This is a genomic window from Paenirhizobium cremeum, assembly GCF_047553425.1.
Taxonomy (GTDB): domain Bacteria; phylum Pseudomonadota; class Alphaproteobacteria; order Rhizobiales; family Rhizobiaceae; genus Allorhizobium; species Allorhizobium cremeum.
The window spans coordinates 780,017-799,478 of the sequence record NZ_CP180217.1; the positions used below are offsets into that span (position 1 = coordinate 780,017).

Annotated in this window: 20 protein-coding genes; 11 read left to right on the forward strand and 9 right to left on the reverse strand. The window is 63.3% G+C overall.

All coding sequences use genetic code 11. The features are described from left to right. Positions 1 to 181: 181 nt before the first annotated feature. Positions 182 to 733: a DUF2087 domain-containing protein gene (locus ACLBKR_RS03755; RefSeq protein WP_113338985.1), complete on the forward strand. Its 552-nt coding sequence runs from the start codon at positions 182 to 184 to the stop codon at positions 731 to 733. Beyond that, a complete protein-coding gene (locus ACLBKR_RS03760) occupies positions 733 to 1,641 on the forward strand; it encodes an alpha/beta fold hydrolase (RefSeq protein ID WP_113338937.1) in 909 nt (302 codons plus the stop codon). Before ACLBKR_RS03755 ends, ACLBKR_RS03760 begins: the two co-directional genes overlap by 1 nt. Before the next feature lie 15 nt (positions 1,642 to 1,656). Here the strand turns inward: ACLBKR_RS03760 and ACLBKR_RS03765 are convergent, their stop codons facing one another. Both ACLBKR_RS03765 and ACLBKR_RS03770 read right to left on the reverse strand, forming a co-directional pair. Beyond that, entirely contained in the window at positions 1,657 to 3,483 is a 1,827-nt protein-coding gene (locus tag ACLBKR_RS03765) for an EAL domain-containing protein (RefSeq protein WP_113338936.1), read from the reverse strand. 202 nt (positions 3,484 to 3,685) lie between these two features. Continuing rightward, the gene (locus tag ACLBKR_RS03770) at positions 3,686 to 5,059 is read right to left on the reverse strand and encodes a TIGR03808 family TAT-translocated repetitive protein (RefSeq protein ID WP_414900692.1); all 1,374 of its coding nucleotides are present in this window, start codon (positions 5,057 to 5,059) and stop codon (positions 3,686 to 3,688) included. A 286-nt stretch (positions 5,060 to 5,345) separates the two neighbouring features. Here ACLBKR_RS03770 and ACLBKR_RS03775 point away from each other — a divergent pair, with 286 nt between their 5' ends. Beyond that, a complete protein-coding gene (locus ACLBKR_RS03775; protein WP_414900694.1) occupies positions 5,346 to 5,489 on the forward strand; it encodes a hypothetical protein in 144 nt (47 codons plus the stop codon). 164 nt (positions 5,490 to 5,653) lie between these two features. On the opposite strand, the gene ACLBKR_RS03780 is transcribed toward ACLBKR_RS03775, so the two are convergent. Beyond that, positions 5,654 to 6,220, reverse strand: coding sequence for a MarR family winged helix-turn-helix transcriptional regulator (locus tag ACLBKR_RS03780; RefSeq protein WP_414900696.1), 567 nt, complete (start codon positions 6,218 to 6,220; stop codon positions 5,654 to 5,656). A gap of 242 nt (positions 6,221 to 6,462) precedes the next feature. On the opposite strand from ACLBKR_RS03780, the gene ACLBKR_RS03785 reads away from it, so the two are divergent. Further along, on the forward strand, positions 6,463 to 8,010 hold the full coding sequence (locus ACLBKR_RS03785) for an MDR family MFS transporter (protein WP_414900698.1): 1,548 nt from the start codon (positions 6,463 to 6,465) through the stop codon (positions 8,008 to 8,010). Between the two features lie 135 nt (positions 8,011 to 8,145). Then, a complete protein-coding gene (locus ACLBKR_RS03790) occupies positions 8,146 to 8,916 on the forward strand; it encodes a L,D-transpeptidase (protein WP_113338982.1) in 771 nt (256 codons plus the stop codon). Between the two features lie 60 nt (positions 8,917 to 8,976). Here ACLBKR_RS03790 and chrA read toward each other — a convergent pair whose 3' ends face one another. Both chrA and ACLBKR_RS03800 read right to left on the reverse strand, forming a co-directional pair. Beyond that, entirely contained in the window at positions 8,977 to 10,206 is a 1,230-nt protein-coding gene (gene chrA / locus ACLBKR_RS03795) for a chromate efflux transporter (RefSeq protein ID WP_414900700.1), read from the reverse strand. Continuing rightward, positions 10,178 to 10,489 (reverse strand): PadR family transcriptional regulator, encoded by a 312-nt coding sequence (locus ACLBKR_RS03800; protein WP_414900702.1) that lies wholly within the window; start codon positions 10,487 to 10,489, stop codon positions 10,178 to 10,180. The genes chrA and ACLBKR_RS03800 overlap by 29 nt, the downstream gene beginning before the upstream one ends. A gap of 355 nt (positions 10,490 to 10,844) precedes the next feature. Between ACLBKR_RS03800 and ACLBKR_RS03805 the strand changes: the two genes are divergently transcribed. Further along, entirely contained in the window at positions 10,845 to 11,576 is a 732-nt protein-coding gene (locus ACLBKR_RS03805) for a L,D-transpeptidase (protein WP_112831470.1), read from the forward strand. A 293-nt stretch (positions 11,577 to 11,869) separates the two neighbouring features. Here ACLBKR_RS03805 and ACLBKR_RS03810 read toward each other — a convergent pair whose 3' ends face one another. Continuing rightward, entirely contained in the window at positions 11,870 to 13,027 is a 1,158-nt protein-coding gene (locus tag ACLBKR_RS03810; RefSeq protein ID WP_113487738.1) for a DUF6602 domain-containing protein, read from the reverse strand. A gap of 297 nt (positions 13,028 to 13,324) precedes the next feature. After that, the gene (locus ACLBKR_RS03815; protein ID WP_113487736.1) at positions 13,325 to 14,227 is read right to left on the reverse strand and encodes a LysR family transcriptional regulator; all 903 of its coding nucleotides are present in this window, start codon (positions 14,225 to 14,227) and stop codon (positions 13,325 to 13,327) included. A 92-nt stretch (positions 14,228 to 14,319) separates the two neighbouring features. Here ACLBKR_RS03815 and ACLBKR_RS03820 point away from each other — a divergent pair, with 92 nt between their 5' ends. Both ACLBKR_RS03820 and ACLBKR_RS03825 read left to right on the forward strand, forming a co-directional pair. Beyond that, positions 14,320 to 15,333, forward strand: a complete 1,014-nt coding sequence (locus ACLBKR_RS03820; RefSeq protein ID WP_113439733.1) for an NADP-dependent oxidoreductase — start codon at positions 14,320 to 14,322, stop codon at positions 15,331 to 15,333. A 57-nt stretch (positions 15,334 to 15,390) separates the two neighbouring features. After that, the gene (locus ACLBKR_RS03825) at positions 15,391 to 15,693 is read left to right on the forward strand and encodes a putative quinol monooxygenase (RefSeq protein ID WP_113338927.1); all 303 of its coding nucleotides are present in this window, start codon (positions 15,391 to 15,393) and stop codon (positions 15,691 to 15,693) included. Positions 15,694 to 15,900: 207 nt separating this feature from the next. Here ACLBKR_RS03825 and ACLBKR_RS03830 read toward each other — a convergent pair whose 3' ends face one another. Further along, on the reverse strand, positions 15,901 to 16,350 hold the full coding sequence (locus ACLBKR_RS03830; protein WP_113447137.1) for a MarR family transcriptional regulator: 450 nt from the start codon (positions 16,348 to 16,350) through the stop codon (positions 15,901 to 15,903). Between the two features lie 167 nt (positions 16,351 to 16,517). Here ACLBKR_RS03830 and ACLBKR_RS03835 point away from each other — a divergent pair, with 167 nt between their 5' ends. From ACLBKR_RS03835 to ACLBKR_RS03845, 3 genes are all read left to right on the forward strand, one after another. Continuing rightward, positions 16,518 to 16,940, forward strand: coding sequence for an organic hydroperoxide resistance protein (locus tag ACLBKR_RS03835; RefSeq protein WP_112830770.1), 423 nt, complete (start codon positions 16,518 to 16,520; stop codon positions 16,938 to 16,940). Positions 16,941 to 17,185: 245 nt separating this feature from the next. Next, a complete protein-coding gene (locus tag ACLBKR_RS03840) occupies positions 17,186 to 17,569 on the forward strand; it encodes an MbcA/ParS/Xre antitoxin family protein (protein ID WP_113338981.1) in 384 nt (127 codons plus the stop codon). After that, a complete protein-coding gene (locus tag ACLBKR_RS03845) occupies positions 17,529 to 18,290 on the forward strand; it encodes an RES family NAD+ phosphorylase (RefSeq protein ID WP_113487734.1) in 762 nt (253 codons plus the stop codon). The genes ACLBKR_RS03840 and ACLBKR_RS03845 overlap by 41 nt, the downstream gene beginning before the upstream one ends. Positions 18,291 to 18,460: 170 nt before the next feature. Here the strand turns inward: ACLBKR_RS03845 and ACLBKR_RS03850 are convergent, their stop codons facing one another. Continuing rightward, positions 18,461 to 19,327 carry a DUF3800 domain-containing protein gene (locus tag ACLBKR_RS03850; RefSeq protein ID WP_113338925.1) on the reverse strand — a complete coding sequence of 289 codons (867 nt, stop codon included), beginning with the start codon at positions 19,325 to 19,327 and terminating at the stop codon, positions 18,461 to 18,463. Positions 19,328 to 19,462: the final 135 nt, after the last annotated feature.

A 19,462-nucleotide genomic window follows, 5' to 3' on the forward strand; every position in this document is an offset into this window, starting at 1 on the left:
TTTATGAAGCTCGCCAAGGGTCAGCAGTTCACCCAGGCGTCACCGCCCCGCAAGGGGAGCTAAACCTGAATTCTCGATTTCGACGACAGCCACTTTTCCCGTGCCCAGTCGGAAGACGGTGACCACCGGCCATCCTGGTTCTCCCGGCCTGGTTTTTGGGCACGATATCGAGGAAAAGACGATGTCGCGTATCATTCATGCCTATGAGGCGCCCGATCTTTCGGCCCTTGCCCGCACGATCAAGCGGGAGCTCGACGCCCGCGCGGAAAAGCCCGGCCATGTCGAGATCCTGAACATCCTGTCGCGCGCGGCGGGCTATCGCAATTACCAGCACCTCAAGGCGGCAAGAGCCGCCGAAGGCCGCATGGCCGAGCCGGTCGCGGAAGCGCCGGCGGTCGATTTCCAGAAGGTCGAGGTCGCCGCCCGCTGCTTCGATGCCGCGGGCGTGCTCGCCCGCTGGCCGGCCAAGACCAGCCTGCAGCAGCTCTGCCTCTGGCGGCTGTGGTCGGCGTTTCCGGCCGGCGAGGAAATGGACGAGCGGCAGGTCAACGACCTCCTGAAACGCCGCCACGCCTTCGGCGACCATGCGCTGCTGCGCCGCGAAATGGTCAACCAGCGGCTTCTTTCCCGTTCCACCGATTGCCGGGTCTACCGCCGGGTCGAACGCCAGCCGCCACCGGATGCGCTGGCGCTCATCCGCCTTGCACCTTCGCCTGTTTCGGGAGCACGCTGATGGCCCGAGCTCCGCTTTCGGCCCTGCCGGTCAAGGCAAGGCTTGATGCCGCACGCCCGCATTTTGCCGATCTGCCGGCGGGTCGGCTGGAATATGCCGATGTCGGCGGCGGCCCGCCGCTGCTTGCCCTGCATGGCGCGCTCGGCGGTTTCGATCAGGCCCTGTTGCTGGCCATGGCCGCTTTCGGCGACTGGCCGGCGCGCCGCATTCTCGCTCCGTCGCGTCCCGGCTATCTCGGCACCCGCCTTGAAACGGGGCGCTCGCCGGAGGAGCAGGCGGATCTTTATGCCGCTCTCCTCGATTATCTCGGCATCGATGCGGTCGATGTCGTCGCCGTCTCCGGCGGCGGTCCCTCGGCGATCCTTTTCGCAGCCCGCCATCCGGCGCGTTGCCGGTCGCTCGTGCTCATCTCGGCCTGCATGGAGCGGCTGGTCATTCCGCAGGAATACCAAGGCCGGTTCGAAACCATGCTGCGGATGACCCGTCATGCGCCGGTGCGCTGGCTGATGGCGCTGACGGGACGCTTTGCGCCGGAGGGGGGCATTCGCCGCTCCATTGCCGATGAGGCCCTTTGCCGGCGCACGCTGGCGGACCCCGAAGCGGGACCGCTGATCCGCGCGCTGCAGTTCACCGTGATGAGCCGGCTTACCCTCAGGATGCCGGGCCTCGTCAACGATACGGCCTGCTGCGCGGCGCTCGAAGACTTGCCGCTGGAGAGCGTTCAGGCCCCGGCCCTGGTCGTTCACGGAACCGGGGATCGAGCCGTTCCCTTCGCCCATGCCGCCAATGCGATGAAACGGCTGCCGCAGGCGCGGCTCCTGGCCATCGAAGGCGGGGAGCATGTCTGCCTGTTCACTCATATCGAACGGGTGCGCGCGGCGGTCGCCCGGCTCTCGGGCGAAGGATGAGCCTGCCTGCCGTTGTCAGCCCGTCGCGCCGAGACGCGACAGGTCGCAGGCGGGCGCGGTCTCGACGATGCCGCGGTCCTTCAGCAAGGTGGCGATGGCGGTGCGGTCGACGGCCCGGGAGAAAAGGAAGCCCTGGCCGTCGGTGCAGCCGAGTTCCTGGAGGGAGCCGGCCTGTTCCGCCGTCTCGACCCCTTCCGCCGTCACCCTGATCCCGAGCCCGTTGGCGATGTCGATGAGGCCCTTGATGATGACGGCGCCGGCGCGGTCGCCGATCATGCGCTGCACGAAGGACTTGTCGATCTTGATGATGTCGATGGGAACCGTCAGAAGGTGGGTGAGCGACGCAAACCCGGTGCCGAAATCGTCGAGCGCGACCGCTATGCCGGCGGCGCGCAGCGCCCGGATCTGTTCGGCGACGATCTGGTCGCGCTGGTCGAGATAGACCGATTCCGTCACTTCCACGATCACCCTGTCGAGCGGTACGCCCTTTGCGCGAAAAGCGGCCGCCACCCGCTCTGCAAGGCCGCTGCGGTAGAAATCGGCTGCCGCAACATTGATGCCGACGCGCCCGAAGGCAAGCCCTTCGTCCATCCACTGCCGGGCGTCGGCAGCGACCTTGGCGAGCATGCGGTCGGTCAGTTCGAAGGCGACGCCGGCGTCCTTGGTCGCCTCGTGGAAATAGCCGGCCGCAACGACTTCGCCGCCGCGCGTCGTCAGCCGGCAGAGCGCCTCCAGGCTGACGATCCGGCCTGTCGCCAGTTCTACGACCGGCTGGTAATAGGCGTCGATGCGTTCCTCGCGCAGCGCTTCCGTCACGTCCTGAATGGCGCGGAAGCGCTTGGCGATGGCGGTGCCAAGCCCCGGCACGAATTCGATGTAATTGCCCCGCGCCCGCTCCTTGGCGTGGTAGAGCGCATAGTCGGCGTTCTGCCGGACCCTCTCGGCGCTTTCGCCCTCGAGGGCCACGGCTCCTCCCACGGTCACCGAGGGATAGACCACCCGGTCGGCGCAGGCGCAGGGCAGCCTGACGGCTTTGAGCAGGCGCTCGGCAATGGTGCCCGGATCGATGCCCGCGTCGGCCGGAACGATGACGGCGAACTCGTCGCCGCCAAGACGGAAGGCGGAGCCTGGCAGGCAGGCTTCGGCGATACGCATTCCGACCGTGCGGATCAGATCGTCGCCGGCCAGATGGCCGAAGGTGTCATTGACCAGCTTGAGGTTGTCGACATCGGCGAGCAGGATGCCCCAGGGCCTGCCGATCTTGTCCTGCTCCGCCACCTGCTCGTTGAAGCGGCTGCGATTGGGAAGCTGGGTGAGGGCGTCGGTCTCCGCGATCCTCCGGCGTTCCGCGGCGCGCTGGTCGCGCTCGATCGCGATGGCGCACAGATGCACGCATGCGGCGACGATCTTGTGCTCAAGCCGGGAGGGGCAGCGCGTCGTGTGAAAGTAGAAAGCGAAGGTGCCGAGAACCTTGCCCGACGCGATGATCGGGGTCGACCAGCAGGCCCTCAGCCCGAGCGGCAGGGCGAGATGCTTGTAGGGCGCCCAATAGGGGTGGGTTTCGATGTCGGTCACGATCACGGGTTCGCCCGTAAAGGCCGCCGTTCCGCAGGAACCCACGCCGGGACCGATGAGCGTGCCGTCGATGGCAGCGGCATATTCCGGCGCCAGCGAGGGGCCTGCCAGATGCCGAAGACGTTTTCCCGCGTCGACCGTCAGCACCGAGCACACGATATCGGGAATGGTCGCCTCGACATTGCGGCACAGGAAATCGACCGTCTCCCGAAGCGGAGTGCCGGTCGCGATCATTTCAAGGATGGTATTCTGCAGCTTGGTGAACATGGGTCGTCGGGATGTGTTGCGCGCATCGCATACAACCACATCTGCCTTAAGCAGTTCTTACGGTTATTCTAAAACTATAAAATAAAGCGGCGATTTCCCTGGAGGTCTCTTTCGAATAGGGCGCTCCAGCCGCATGTATTCTTCAATCCGGTGTGCCGTTTGAACTGCAACGTTTTCGTTTCGTCGTGGGCGCGGCGTTACCTCATGAACGCCGGTTGCCCTCGATGGTGAGGTGCGGGAAGCTTTCCGCCCCGTCGATCAGTTCGCCCGTCGCCTTGTCGTTCCAGCGATAGCCGAGGATCGCGCCTTCGGGCGCCTCGGAGATGACGTTGCCGGAAATGACGACGTCGCCGGACCCCTCGACCACCGACACGGCGATACCGGCCTGGCCGGCCTTGCGGATCACGTTGCCCGAGGCGACAATGTTGCGCAGATAAGGCCCCCAGCCGAGCATCAGCCCCCATTTCGGTGCGTTTTCGATGGCGTTGCCGGAGACGACCGTATCCGCCTCGACGGCGATGCCGAAGCCGAAGCCCGCTCCATCATGCACATAGGGGCCTGTCTCGGAGAGATTGCGGACGATGTTGCCGGTGACCGTCGCGAGCCGTCCGCCCTGATCGAGATTGACCACCAGAATGCCGCTCGCCGCCCCGTCGACCAGGTTGTCGGCGATCAGCGCGCCCTCGAAGGAGAATTCCGCATAGATGGCGGTCTCGCCCGAACGGAAGCACTGGTTGCCGCTGATCGTGGCGTTGGAGGCGGAATTCGCCCGGATCGCGGAAAAGGCGCAGTCGGAGACGTGATTGCCGCTGACCATCACGTTGTCGGCGCGAAACAGGTTGATGCCGTTGCCGTTCTGCCCGGTGCCGCCGTCGCGCGCGCCGATCCGGACCACGCGATTGCCGGTGACCATGGCGCCGTCCTCGCCCTTCGTCCAGCGATGCACCAGGATGCCGCCATTGCCGCAGTCGGAAACCTCGTTGCCGGCAATCGTCATCGCCCTGGTTTCGATTGCCATGATGCCGGCATTGCCGGCGCCGGTGATGCGGCTTGCCTCCAGCCGCCCGCCGCAGCGTTCGAATTGCAGGCCGTGCTTGCGGCTGCCGGAGACGGCGCAATCGCTGATCCTGACATCGCCGACCCCGCGAAAGGCGACGAGCGCTTCGGTATAGTCGCCGAGCCAGCGGTTCGCGCCGTCGAGCGAGATCCCCGTTAACGAAACATGCTTCACGTCGCGGGCGGAAAGGAGATGCCCTTCGCCGCCATAGGAAAGCAGGGTGAGGCCCGGCACACCCGCAAGCCGCGTTCCCTCCCGGAGTTCGATGTTGGACACCCGGTAGGTGCCGGCCGGCAGGAAGATCGGCTGGCCGCTGGCCGCCGCGGCATCGATCAGCGCCTGCAGCTTGCGGCTCTGGTTGTCTGTGGCGCCGGGCAGTATGCCCGCCTCGCCGGCGTCGATTGCGCCGCGGAGATCGGCCTGCGCCAGGGTCTGCGCTGCCGCCCGCCGAAAAGACGCCGGTCCGAGCGCCGTCAAGGCGGCCGAAAGCCCCGTCAATACCGTGCGTCGCTGCAGCATGCCGCCTCCTGTTTGCCGCCCGGACCTTGGCGGAAACGGCAGCATGCGGCAAGCGCCGCCGTCGATCACGGTTAAGACGGCTGTCGGCGGGGAGGGCGGCGACCGGCAGGCCGAGGGTGCGACAAAAACGCCATTTCGCGCTGCGGGGAAACCGTTTGCGCCAGATCAATGCTGTGTTGCCGGGAAAGCATAGTTTCAATTTTAGCGATGAACGATGGAGGCCCGGATGTTTCGTCTTGCTGCAGTATTGTATATCCTCTGCGCCACGGTGTTGGGCGGAGGCGCTGTGACCGCGGTTTTGGCCATGAGGATGATGGAGCGGTGGCAGATCGCCGGCGCTTTCCTCGCGGGCTGCGTGGTCGCATTGCCGATTGCGGCGGTGCTCGCAAAGAAGATCTACACCGCGATGAAGCCTCCGGCTGCGGCCTGAGGGCGGGAATACACGAGGAATAAACGGGCGCGTCCAGCTTGCTGGCGTCTCTTTAGGCGGACTGGCGACAGCGGATCGTAGCTGCCAACGCGCCCGGCTCCGGCCGGCCTTCTTGGGGGAGGGTCGGCCGGATCAGTCTCTCCGCCGATTGTCCACAGGATGAATTATTCCCGGGAGGCAGCCCGTGCCGTTCCATAATCCATATCCGCGTCCGCGGCCCGATCCGCGTTTTCCGCCTCGAACTGCTGCAGCCGACGGTCGAAGCCGTTGAGGAAGCGGTCGTAGAGCTCGGCGAAGCGCTCGATATCCTCTTGGGGCCAATCCGCGACGATCCCCTGGATCGTCTCGTGCTTCACGTCCTCCACCTTTTTTAGCAGTTCCTGTCCGAGCGGCGTAATCACGACGATGGTGCGCCGGGCATCCTCCTGCGACACCTCGCGCCGAAGAAGCCCCTGCCGCACGAGATCGGCGACAATCCGGCTCGATCGGGAAGGATCGACCCGCAATTGCTCGGCGATGGCGCCGATGGTCGCTTCCTGCCCGTCCGCAAGACGCCGCACCATGGCAATCACGTCGAGATGGGAAAGCTCCATGTTCCCGCTGAGCCGGCTGATTGCCAGCTTGCCGATGAAACGGCGGCCGATCATCAACCGCATACGGCCCATCGAGCGGCCGATACGGGTGATCGTCTCGTCCAGGCTGGCGTGCGGCGCGGCGTTCTTTTCGTTCATTCCCTCTCCTTGAGGCGTTTCTGTCGGGCGAACTGGTTTTTCATGCGCCCGGCGGTCATCCTTTTCAGCTTCGCTCCCGACGCTTCGGCCCTTCTTATTATCCCTGCCTCCGCTTTCTTCACATCCCTAGCAGATATGCGGCTGGGCATAAAGCAATTTGATGCCGATGTCATGTGTATGCAATTGACAAATATTTGCGAAAGTCACATAAAATGACGATCCTCAAATCCGGAGCCCCCGTCATGGATGTGAAATCGCCGCAGAAGCCTGCCGTGGATGTGGCCGGTGCCGAGTCCTTCGTTCCGCTGGTGCCGGACCCGCGGCTGCGTCTCCTGGCGTTCCTGCTGCTTCTGACGGCGATGTTCATGGCGACGCTCGACAACCAGATCGTCTCCACCGCGCTGCCGACCATTGTCGGCGAGTTCGGCGAACTGGAACGATTCGCCTGGGTCGGCTCGGCCTACCTGCTGACGACGAGCGCCGTCATGCCGCTCTATGGCAAGCTCGGCGACCTCTTCGGCCGTAAATACGTCATCATGGCCGCGGTGGCGATCTTCACCCTCGGCTCGCTGGTCTGCGGCATGGCGATTTCCATGGATACGCTGATCGCCGCCCGCGTCTTGCAGGCGCTCGGCGGCGGCGGCATCATGGTGTCGATTTTCTCGATCAATGCCGACCTCTTCGAGGCGCGCGAACGCGCCCGCTACCAGAGCTATGCCAGCCTTGTGCTGATGGCCTCCGGCGCGGTCGGTCCGGTCCTCGGCGGCACGCTGAGCGATCTCTTCGGCTGGCGTTCGATCTTCCTCGTCAACCTGCCGATCGGCATCCTCGTGCTGTGCGGGCTGGCGTTCCTCCTGCCGTATCGCAAGCCGCACCGCCGGCCGAAGATCGATTACGCCGGCGCGCTGCTGCTGGCCGGTGCGGTGGCAAGCGTCGTGCTGTGGGCGGACAGCGCCCAGATCTTCGGCTCGCTGGTCGCGCCGCAAAGCCTCGCCGTCGTCGGCTTCGGCCTTGCCTGCGCGCTTGGCTGGGTCTTCGTCGAGCGCCGCGTCGACGAGCCCGTCGTGCCGCTTTCGCTCTTCGCCAATCCGACGGTCAATCTGCTGCTCGTCATTTCGCTCGTGTCGGGCGCGATCGGCATCGGCTCGGTGAACTATGTCGCGCTCTTCCTGCAGACGACCACCGGCCTGTCGCCAACGGTTGCCGGTCTGTTCTTCATCGCGCTCACCGGCGGCATTGCCACGGGTTCGCTCGCCGCCGGTCGCGTAATCTCGCGCACCGGCCTCTACAAGCCCTTCGCCGTCGCATCCACTGCGACCGGTGTCGTCAGCATGGCCATCTTCAGCCAGTTGCATGCCGGCACGCCGCTTTTCTTCATCGCCGCCGTCATGCTGCTTCAGGGCATCGGCGTCGGCATCGGCCAGCAGGTGCCGGTGATCGGCGTGCAGAATGCGGCAGCCCGCGGCGATGTCGGGGCTGCGACCGGAACCGTGACGCTGACCCGCATGTCGGGCGCGGCCATCGCCATTTCGATCTACGGGGCGATCATCGGCTCGCGCCTTGCCGGTGCGGCCGTCGAATTGCCGGGCGGCGTGGATTTCCGCGAATTGACCCCGCGCGTGATGGCCTCGCTGCCGGAGGCGAGCCGCGCCGCCATCGCCGAGGTCTATGCCGATGCCTTCTTCCCGCTGTTCCTTACCGCATCGGGCATTGTGGGCCTCGGCCTCGTCGCCGCCCTCCTGCTGAAGAACGTGCGCCTGCCGGTTGCCGGAAAGGCCGCAAGGCACTGAAAGGCGACCGGAGGAAAGCTTCGCGCCAGCCGCGTTTGCAAGAGTGACGGCAATTCTGTCGGCTTGAAGCGGTGAATCATGGTGTCTCGGCCTTCTTCCATGCGGTCCTTTTCGCGTTCCGCCCTCGTTACGCGCATGCTCGGCCTTTCTGCCGGAGGCCTTGCGCTCGCCAGCCTGTCGGGCTGCCTGTTCGTCACCGATACGAGCCGGATGAATGTCGAGGTCTTCCAGGACGAGGTGGCGCCCGTCTATTACGATCCCGCAAGGGTGCAGCCGGCGGCCACCCAGCCGGTGCCGCAGAAGCGCGAGCTTTACCAGACGCAGTTCCACCAGACCTACGGTCTGCCGGTCAGCAATCCGCTGCACAAGGCGCTTTACGGCGTCATCAGCGACGAGGGCCATACGCTGCCGGCGATCCCGCTCGACCGTGTCGATAGCCGCTATCTCCGCCAGGAGGTGAGCTACCAGACGACGGAGGCGCCCGGCACCATCGTTGTCGATACCAGGGCGCGTTTCCTCTATCTCGTGCAGCCCGGCGGCAAGGCGATCCGCTATGGCGTCGGCCTCGGTCGCGACGGTTTTGCATGGTCGGGCCGCGGCGTGATCGAGATGAAGCAGAAATGGCCGCGCTGGACGCCGCCGGGCGACATGGTCGAGCGCCAGCCCGATCTGCGCACCGTTTCCGCCGAACGCGGCGGCGCCGTGGGCGGTCTCAACAATCCGCTCGGCGCCCGCGCGCTCTACATCTACCAGAACGGCAAGGACACGCTTTACCGCGTCCACGGCACGCCCGACTGGCAGTCCGTCGGCAAGGCGACCTCCTCCGGCTGCGTGCGCATGTTCAACCAGGATGTGATCGACCTCTACGACCGCGTCGGAGCCAAGGCCCAGATCGTCGTCATCTGACCGCAGACGAGCCGCCCGCACAAGGGCGGGGCGGCTGAGCCTGCTCTTCGGGTCAGCCTTTCAGAGCATGGCCAGCCCCACGCCCCCCGCCGCCAGCAGCGCCACGACGATCCAGGGCGGCATTTTCCACGCGACCAGAAGGACGAAACCGGCAAGCGCCAGCGCGAAGTCGCGCGGTCCGAGGATCGCGCTCGTTGAGACAGGGCTGTAGAGGGCCGCGCCCAGAATGCCGACCACGGCGGCGTTTGCGCCGCGCATCGCCGCCTGCGCCAGCGGTCTCCGGCGGAAGTGATCCCAGAAGGGCAGCGCGCCGAGAAGCAGCAGGAAACCCGGCAGGAAGATCGCGACGAGAGCGATCGTCGCTCCGACGAAGCCGTTCGGTGCCGGTCCGGAAACGGCACCCAGATAGGCCGCGAAGGTGAAGAGCGGGCCGGGAACCGCCTGCGCCGCGCCATAGCCCGCGAGAAAATCGCCGGCGCTGACCCAGCCGCGGCCGACCGCTTCCGTCTGCAGGAGCGGCAGCACCACATGACCCCCGCCGAAGACCAGCGAACCGGCGCGGTAGAAGGCATCGAAGAGCGAGAGGCCCTGCGATCCGGCCGTGGCCGCCGCCACCGGCAGCAGGACGAGCAGCAGGAGGAAGGCCGCCAGGCAGGCTGCGCCGAAGCGGCGCGAGACGCGGAACGACAGATGGCCGGATGTCGCGGCGGGCCCGTTCCGGCAGAAAAGCAGCCCGGCGAGCGCGCCTGCCACGATGGCCGCGATCTGTCCGGCGGCGGTCGCGGAGAACACCACGATCAGCACGGCGAGAAGCGCGATTGCCGCGCGCTCGCGATCGGGCGTCAGGCTCTTCGCCATGCCCCAGACCGCCTGCGCCACCACGGCGACGGCGACGATCTTCAGCCCGTGCAGCAACCCGCTTCCGACGACCCCGCCGAAAGCTGTAGACGCCATGGCGAAGGCGACGAGCAGCAGCGCGGAAGGCAGCGTGAAGGCGGCCCAGGCGGCGAGCGCCCCGAGCGGCCCGCCGCGCAGCAGGCCGAGCGCGAACCCGACCTGGCTCGACGCCGGCCCCGGCAGGAACTGGCAGAGCGCCACGAGATCGCCGTAGCCGGCCTCGTCGATCCACCTGCGCCGCACCACGAGCTCATCGCGGAAATAACCGAGATGGGCGATGGGGCCGCCGAAGGAGGTGAGACCGAGCTTCAGGAAGGCGCTGAACACTTCTCCCGGCGTGCCCTGCGGCCGTTCGGCGGCCGGTTCATTCGTGGTTTCCGCTGATGACTTCACGAAAAAGCTCCCTGGCCCTTTTCCGCGCCATGTCAAGCGCGGCGATCCCGTAGGGCGTGGCGTTGTAGATCCTGCGATGCGTCCGTCCGACCCGCTCTGTCCGCGAGGTCAGGTAGCCCTTCTTCTCCATGGAATGCAGCATGGGATAGAGCGTCCCGGCACTCACCCTGTAGCCGTGATGCGCCAGCTCCTCGATCATCCACAGCCCATGCAGGTCGCCCTCTGCCGCATGATGCAGCACATGGAGACGGACGAAGCCGGAAAGAAGGTCCTGGTGTTCCATGGCCCACCCTGGGAAGCTCGGTTTTGCGGATAACGATATCGAAATTCGATAAAGAAGTCGCGCAACTCCATGACATCCGTATGAAGACATCCGGATGAGCGGCCGCCCGCGATATCCTCGACGGCCCGGCGGGGAGGGACGGCGGAGGAGGGATAGCCGGGGATGCGGGGACATGCGGTGCACTTGCGCATCGCTTCGGGAAAAATTCGCGCGCCTCTCGCAAAGTTGAGCCGCTCTTCCGTTGCAAGGTTAATACATTCCTGTTGCATTGCATGATATGTCGGAACAAATCGGGTTCGAGCAGCTTGCTCTGCCGTCGTTTCGCGTCGTCTCTGAATAGGAAGTTCCCTTGCCCATGTCGTCTTCGCGTAGCCTCTCCCGCAGATCCTTTCTGTCTTTGTCCGGGCTGGGGGCCGCCAGCCTTCTGGCCGGCTGTGCCTCTTCGCGCCCCGTCGTCACTCCGGGCGGTTTTGCCGTTTCCTATCGCGGCGGCATGGGCGGCCCGGTGGAATATGCCCGCTCGGAGCCGGGATCGGCCGAACTCGACGCCATGTATGGCGAAATCTACGATAACGGCTATGTCATCCCGGCCGTGCCCTACCAGAAGATCGATCCCCGCTATTATCGCCAGCGCGTGGTCGATCCGACCGGCCAGCCGCCGGGCACCATCGTCGTCGATACCCCCTCGCGCTTCCTCTATCTGGTCGAATCGGGCGGCACCGCCATGCGCTATGGCGTCGGCATCGGCCGGGAAGGGTTCGCATGGCAGGGCACCGGCGTCATCCAGTGGCGTCAGAAATGGCCGAAATGGACCCCGCCGGACGAGATGATCGCCCGCCAGCCGGAACTCGCCAAGTATTCCGCCACCAATGGCGGCATGCCGCCGGGCCTCAAGAACCCGCTCGGCGCGCGCGCGCTTTACATCTTCCAGAATGGCGAAGACACGCTCTACCGCCTGCACGGTTCGCCGGAATGGAACTCCATCGGCAAGGCCGTATCGTCAGGCTGCGTGCGCCTGATGAACCAGGACATCATCGACCTCTACGACCGCGTGCCCAACAAGGCCCGCATCCTCGTCTGGCAGTAAGAAGCCCGCCCTCTCGCCGGGGAGGGCGAAGGGTCCGGATGTGCACAAACCTTTCCTCTCCCCGCCGGGGGAGGGGCGATACGCTGGAAAACGCCCGCCAAGCGGTATGTCCGATCCGCCTCATGAGAGGATGGCCGACGGGCGGGAAGGGGTTGCCGATGTGTGGGCAGGCTCCTTCAAAGACCGATTGTCGGCTTGCTGCCCGGCTGTCTTAGGTCGGCTGTGCGCCTTCATTTCGGTCGTTCGGTGACTGTCTGACCGAGCCCCGAAGCCGCCGTCCGTCTAGGTGAATCTTATTGGGGGACGTCCTCGAAATCCTCCGGTCCCAGCGAATCCATGCAGACTGCGTAGTGATGGCCATCTATGACTACTTCAACGACCGAAAGTAGCGAGGGCTGACTTGATCTGGCCCCGTCTTCATCGACATGAAATGGCGTATCCCCAAGTTCATGTAAACCGGGCAGGTCGTCGGGGTTGTACAGATAGATGTGTCGATCGAGCAGCTGCCGGGTGTTCAGGCCATCAGGAACAGACCCGAACCGCTTGAGAAAATAGTCCTCACGGCGCATCGGTCCCTGGCTGCCGCACCAGCCCACGATCCTGGCGATCGTCGCTTCGTTCGGTCGCACGGCGGCATTGTCGCTTTGACGTCGGAATTCGAAGCGCCCATCGATCACAAACCGGCCGATACGCTGCAGCGGCTCGTAATACGTCAGGAGTTCGACGGGGCCGAGTTTCATGCGCGCGCATAAGTCATGCAGTGCAGAGTAAAAATTCCAGAGCGAGTCCTCCCGATATCCCAGAGGAAATGGCCATGACTCTGTCGTGATACTTTCGCTATCGAGGCACTTTTGGAAGACATCCTTGCCTTGATGACTAATGGTCCCAATTCCAAGCACGCAGACGTAGTTCGGCCAGAGCTCGGGCGGATGACGCTGCTCCCACTCCCGTAGATTTGCCGTCAAAGAATCCAGCGAATTCCCCGCGAGATTGTAGGCGAAGATCATTCCGAACGGCCTTGGTCGGGGAAACGATATGGTCACGCCGCCTCTTGACAGCCAGACGTGCCCACCAGGTGCCATCGACTTGAAGGCGGCGATCTTGTCCAAGGCGTCGATGAATTCGGTCTTCGACAGAGCGGACTTTACCTCGATGATCCCGTAGACGCAGTCGATGGGATAGACTTGGGTATGCTCGTCATAAAGGAGCGTGACGCCGTCAATCTTGTCGTAGATGATGAGGTCAGACTGACGCGACGTGTCCTTGATACGGCCGACAATCTCTCCGGAGCCAAGGCCGTATTTAGACGGTAGCCGACCTTCATCTAGAAACTTCCTGAGGATATTTTCCCGGATGGTTCCCTTGGAACCGTGATGCGCAACCTGGGCCGACGCTTTGAAATCTGCGTGCATCTTGCTGCTGATAGCTTGAAAGAGCGCCTTAGTGTCCATAATGGTTTCTCGCAGAAGTAGAAGGCGTATTGAACAAGCGGCAACTTTTCATCGCGAACCGGCACAAGCACGTGTTCAAGAGAAGCCGTTCCGACAAGTGTGCTATTTACGCATTGTATCCCCCGAAAGCAGTCAGTCGTCAAACGGCCCCAAAGCTGCCGACACGGCGCCGGTATTTCCTGGCGGCATCCGCGGCCTGATTTTGGAGAGCGGAAAGCCCCATAACCGGCAGACATACCGCTGCAGCCTGAGACCTGCCGTTTTTTAATCGCGCATGTCTTTGCAGAGGCCTTGCCCTCACAATGCGTCCGTCAGCACGTCCAGGAAGGCGCGCACGGCCGGGTTGGTGCGGCGGCTTTCCGGCCAGACGGCCGTGATGTTGTGCCGTTCGACCGCGAAACCGGCAAGAACGGGGACCAGTTCTCCACGCTTGACAAAGGGTGTCGCCATGAAGCTGGTGGCCATTCCGATGCCGGCTCCCGCCGCGACTGTCGCGATCACGGCTTCGCTCGCATCGACGATGATCTGAGATGGCGGCACGATCTCGATCTCGCGGTCCCCGACCCGAAATGGCCAACGGAACAATTGGCCGCTGCTCTGGTAGCGCAGGTTCACCGTCTCGTGAGCCTGGAGGTCGTCCGGATGGACGGGCGGGCCTGCCGCGGCCAGATAGTCCGGCGAGGCATAGCAGCAGAGCCGGTAGGGCGAGAGTTTCCGTGACAGGAGGCGCGAGTCGGGAAGGTCGCCGATGCGCACGGCAATATCTATGCCCTCCTCGATCAGATCCACCTTGTAATCGCTCAGCCTGAGGTCGACCGAGACCTTGCGATGATGTGCGCGAAAGCCCGGCAGCAAGGGGGCGATGACATGCAGGCCGATCGGAAGCGAGGCCGCAATGCGCAAGGTGCCGGCGGGCTCGGACCGGGCAGCCTTGGCAGCCTGTTCGATCTCCTCCGCATCGCGCAGCAGCTTCAGCGCGCGCTCGTGCAGGTCGCGGCCCTCATTGGTGAGGGTCAGCGAGCGCGTCGTGCGGGTAAAGAGCGGAACGCCAAGCTGACGTTCCAGACGCTGGACGCTCTTGCTGATCGCCGAAGGCGAAACGGAAAGCGAGCGCGCCGCAGCCGTATAGCTGCCCAGCGATCCCGCGCGGGCAAAGGCGATAAGGCCGGTCAGCCTCTCCAATCCGATTTGTTCCGTCATGGCACTATTAAAGCGAAACGGAGAGCCATTATCAATCTCAAAGTCCAGCCATATATCCGGTCGAAGCAAATCCGAAACGGAAAGAGGTTCCGATGAACGAGACGATGAAAGCCGTACGCCTGCACGAATTCGGCGGACCTGAGGTGCTGCGTTACGAGGAGGCCCCGCGGCCTGTGGCCGGAGCGGGCGAGGTGCTTGTCCGCGTGCATGCGGCAAGCCTCAATCCGCCGGATCTTTATCTGCGGGACGGCTACCGGGCGCTTCCGCCCGAGTGGCGACCCAGCCCGGTCTTTCCGTTGATCCTCGGCACGGATATCTCCGGTGTCGTCGCAGCCGTCGGAGAGAACGTTACGGAATTCGGCGTTGGCGACGAGGTCTTTTCGATGGTGCGTTTCCCGCACGATCTGATGACCGGCAGCAATGCCTATGCCGACTATGTCAAGGTCCCGGTCTCCGATCTCGCGAAGAAGCCTGCGGGCATCGACCACATTGAGGCCGCCGGCGCTCCGATGTCGCTGCTCACGGCCTGGCAGTTCCTCGTCGAACTCGGGCATGACGCACCCAATCCGCTCCAGGACCTCGCCCATGCGCCAATCGCGCTCGAAGGAAAGACCGTGCTGGTCAACGGCGCCGGCGGCGTCGGTCACCTGGCGGTTCAAGTGGCGAAGTGGAAGGGTGCCCGCGTCATCGCCGTTGCCTCTGGCAAGCACGAAGCCGTGCTGCGCGATCTCGGCGCCGATGCCTTCATCGACTACACCAAGCAGAAGGCCGAGACAGTTGCGCACGATGTCGATCTGGTCATCGACGCTGTCGGCGGCTCCAACATGGAGCGCTTCCTGACCGTAATCAAAGACAATGGCGCCCTCTATCTGGTCAATCCCCTCGGCTTTTCAGGCCGTGAGGAAGCGGCAAAACGCGGGATCACCGTTTCCACGACCCAGGTGCGCTCCAATGGCGCGCAACTGGCAGAAGCCGGGCGCCTGCTCGGCGACGGGACGATCAGGGTCGTGATCGACAGCGAGTTTCCGCTTTCGCAAACCGCCGCAGCGCATGAGCGGGCCTCCAAGGGAAGTATCCAGGGCAAGATCGTTCTCGTCAACGAATGAACCTGTGTGCCCCGACCGGAACCCGGTCGGGGAAACTCGAATCCAGGGACGGAAACCATGCTGATTGTAACCGGATATGTGAACGTCGACCCCGCCGATCTGGCGGAATTCGCCGCGGAACTGAAATCCCTTGCGGCGGCGACGCGCCAGCGTGTGGGCAACATCTCTTACGATGCGGCTCTGGATGATCCTGAAACCGGCCGATTGCTCGTCGCGGAACGGTGGAGAGACCAGGCCGCGCTCACCGCGCATCTTGAGGCAGAAGATACCCTGGCCTTCGTCAATCGCTGGCAGGGACGCATGCGGGGTGACATTCGCAAGTACGATGCCTCGAATGAACGCGCGCTTGGGGACGATTGACCGATAGAGAGGTCATGCATTCGCTGTGTTCATTGGAGCCGTGACGGGCCGGATCGACGAGAAGCTCCTCCAAGATGCCATCGCGATGCTTTGAACGCCCGCTTTCGGCCTCATCGCTTCCAGCAACGGACGGTCTCCTCCCGGCCCCGTAAAAGTCCCTCGCGTAACCCGAGCCAGGTGCCACGTCCGCCCCCGAGGCCGGCGGCCTCAGGCCACGGCGTCCAGCTCGTCCTTCAGCTTTTTCAGATTGTCGCGCAGGCTTTCCAGTTCCGAAAGCGAGCGGCCCGTCGCCTGGCCGATGGCGCGCATCACGCCGACGGCCTTGCCCTTCATCGTCCGGCCGTTCTCCGTCAGCGTGACATAGACTTGGCGCTCGTCGGCCGTATCCCGCTGCCGTGTGACATACCCCGCCTGTTCGAGCCGCTTGAGCAGCGGCGAAAGCGTGCCGGAATCGAGCCCGAGCCGTTCACCGAGCGTCTTCACCTTCAATCCGTCTTCCTCCCAAAGCGCCATCATCGCGAGATATTGCGGATAGGTGAGGCCGAGCGGCTCCAGGAGCGGCTTGTAGGCCCGCGTAAACGCATGCGCCGCGCCATAGAGGGCAAAGCAGATCTGTCGATCCAGCTTCAGTTCCTTTTCCAGTTCCTTGTCGTCCATCGGTGGATCGAAGCCCCTTGTCTGCGCGCAGGGGAATTGTCGCCAATTCCCGGTTCGGAAGCAATGTGAAAAAAGACAGTTGCACACAATTAATTTTTGCGATATACAAAATCCATCGCCAACCCCCACGACCCTATCAACCAGACAAACCTGCAAGGAGAATGACAATGGCTATCCTCTACACCGCACAAGCTTCCGCCACCGGCGGCCGCGCCGGCCGCGCCGTTACCGACAACGGCGTCCTCGACGTAACGCTCACCGTCCCGAAGGAACTCGGCGGCGATGGCGCCACCGGCACCAATCCGGAACAGCTTTTCGCTGCCGGCTATTCCGCCTGCTTCCTCGGCGCGCTGAAGTTCGTCGCCGGCAAGGAAAAGGTGAAGATTCCGGAAGACGCGAAGATCACCACCCGCGTCGGCATCGGCCCGCGTGAAGATGGCACCGGCTTCGGCATCGAAGTCGCCATCACCGCGGAGATCCCCGGCCTCGAGCGTGAAGTGGCCGAAAAGCTGGTCGCTGCCGCCCACATCGTCTGCCCCTACAGCCACGCCATGCGCACCTCGACCGAAGTTCCGGTCACTGTCGCCTGATCTCTTTCCGGCGCCGTCCCCCGCGGCGCCGGTCTGCCCCGCATGTTGATCCACCGCCAAAGGCCGGCCTTGCGCCGGCCTTTCTGCTGTTGCCGAGGGGGCCTGTCGAAAACCGGTGCATCCTCTTTAGTTATGCCCCATCGGGGCCGGATGCCGATACCGGCGCAGGACAACCGTCCAACGGTCGAAAAGCTTGTCCATGGAAAGAAAAGTGCTATATCTTATCCATGGAAAGGAATGATGACATGCTTCACGCGCTTGAAAGCCCCCAGGCTCCGGCCTCCGAAGCTGCGACCGTCACCAAGGCGGTGATTGCCGCAGCCGACCGGCTGGGTCTCTCCGCCCGCCAGCTTGCCGGTGTGATCGGCGTGTCGGAGGCGAGCGTGTCGCGCATGAAGCGCCTCGACTTCCAGCTCGAGCGCGGCACGAAGCCGTTCGAGCTTGCACTTTTCCTCATCCGCCTTTTCCGCTCGCTGGATGCGATTGCCGGTGGCGACGAAGGTGTTTCCCGCGCGTGGCTGCGCGCCGGCAATGTCGCGCTCGGCGGCGTGCCGCTCGAAAAGATCGCAACTGTTTCCGGCCTGGTCGATGTCCTTGCCTATCTGGACGCCCGCCGCGCTCTCGTCTGAGGCTGCCGCCATCTCCGGCGCCTTCTGGCGTCTGGTCGAGGCGCAGCATCAGGTGTCGACCATGAAGCTGGTCGATACCGTCGAGGAGCAGACCCTGCTCGAAAGCCTGCTGGAGGAGACCAAGCCCGTGCTTCCGCCGGAATGCGCCGGGCTCGATTATCTGCTGGCGACACCCTTCCGTTATGGCGGCGTCTATCCCCATGGCTCCCGCTTCCGCCGCGCCGGGCGAACGCTTGGCGTCTATTACGCGGCCGGCCGCGTCGAAACCGCACTGGCCGAAATGGCCTTCTATCGCTTGCTGTTCTATGCCGAATCGCCGGAAACGCCGCTGCCGGCCAATGCCGGCGACTACACCGCCTTTTCCGCCGCGATCGCCACGGAAACCGCGATCGACCTCACCTTGCCCCCACTCGTCCGCGACGAGGCGGCATGGACCGATCGCCGCGACTATACCGCCTGCCAGGCGCTGGCCGATGCCGCGCGGGAAGGGGGCGTCGAGGCGATCCTCTACCGGTCCGTCCGCGATCCCTCCGGCGGCATGAATATCGCGCTGCTGACGGCGAAGGGTTTTGCCGCGCGCGAACCCGTCGAGCGCCAGACCTGGCGCATCCGCCTGTCATCCGCCGGCATCCAGGCGCTCTGCGACTTCCCCCGCCGTCTCGTCGGTTTTTCCATCGCGGATCTCTCGAGCGACGAGCGGCTGAAGGCGCGGTTCGGGTGAGGGCGGCTACGAATAGGTTGGTCGCGAGCGCCACCGATAGCGATCTTTTGCTCAAAGTAGATCGCTATACAGCAACACCTCATGCGGATGCGCGACTCGACAGCTGTTTTAAGCGGCAAGGCGGGATATGGAAAGAGCGGACGAATGGCGTAAACCATTCGTCGAAAACGTTACTTAGAAAATTTCGCTTTTAGAGCTTCCAGTTTTGGAGCGATATCAACATCACGATGGTCGATGGTTCTAAGTCCGTACATTTTTTGCGATCCATAGTGATTTTCACTCTGAAAAACTACTTCGGAAAGAGGCGTGTGGTACTTTTGGCAATGAGAGTAATCCAAAAGGCCTTTTTCCAAGACTGCCACGTCTGAGGAGAGTTTATGTCGGTAAACGTCGGCATAGATCATACCAGACACGATGTCGGCGATTTGCAGTCCAGCAGTAATTCCCGAGTCTGCAAACATTGGAGCTTCAACGATTCGCTTCAGGAGCTTTCCTTCATTATTTCCAAATATAAAGCTCAGGTAGCTAGTCGCGACAGTGTAATCGACACCGTTCCCTTTGCGCATGTGAGCCATGCGTGAGTCCATGATAATGATGCCCTGCTCATCAGATTCTCGCAGGAACACATCAAATCTTTCAGCTAATATCTGCAATCCCTTTGTGTAAATCGAGGAGCGCGGCATAGGATTATTTACGCTCTTCAAAAAATTTACTCCGAAGGCTCTTCCTTTATATTCTTTTATGAGGTCGAGAACTTTATAAGCGAAAACCTTATTTCGTTCGGATGCTGCATTTCGAGGTGCGAATAGATCGCTACCTTTTACCTCCCAAACAACGTCTATCTTTGTCGAGGCATCGATTTCTTTGGCAAAAAACTCGCGCTTCAAACGAAGATATCCGCGATCATAGTCGCGCCATCGATCTATGGGAAGCGCGACCCCTGCCAACGTAAACATGGGCGTTATACCAGGTTTTAATGGAACCGTGTGAGCATCCGTCGTCCCGGTTTCATCAAGATAAAGTGCCCACGCGACCATTAAGTGCCCCCAAAACACAGACGGCCCTTCCTAAGAAGAGCCGCCTTAATCGCTCACTTTGATCATGCGATCCATCGTCCCTATCGGACAATTAAGTGAGCATTTCATAACTAGGTTCATTTGACCGGGCCGTCA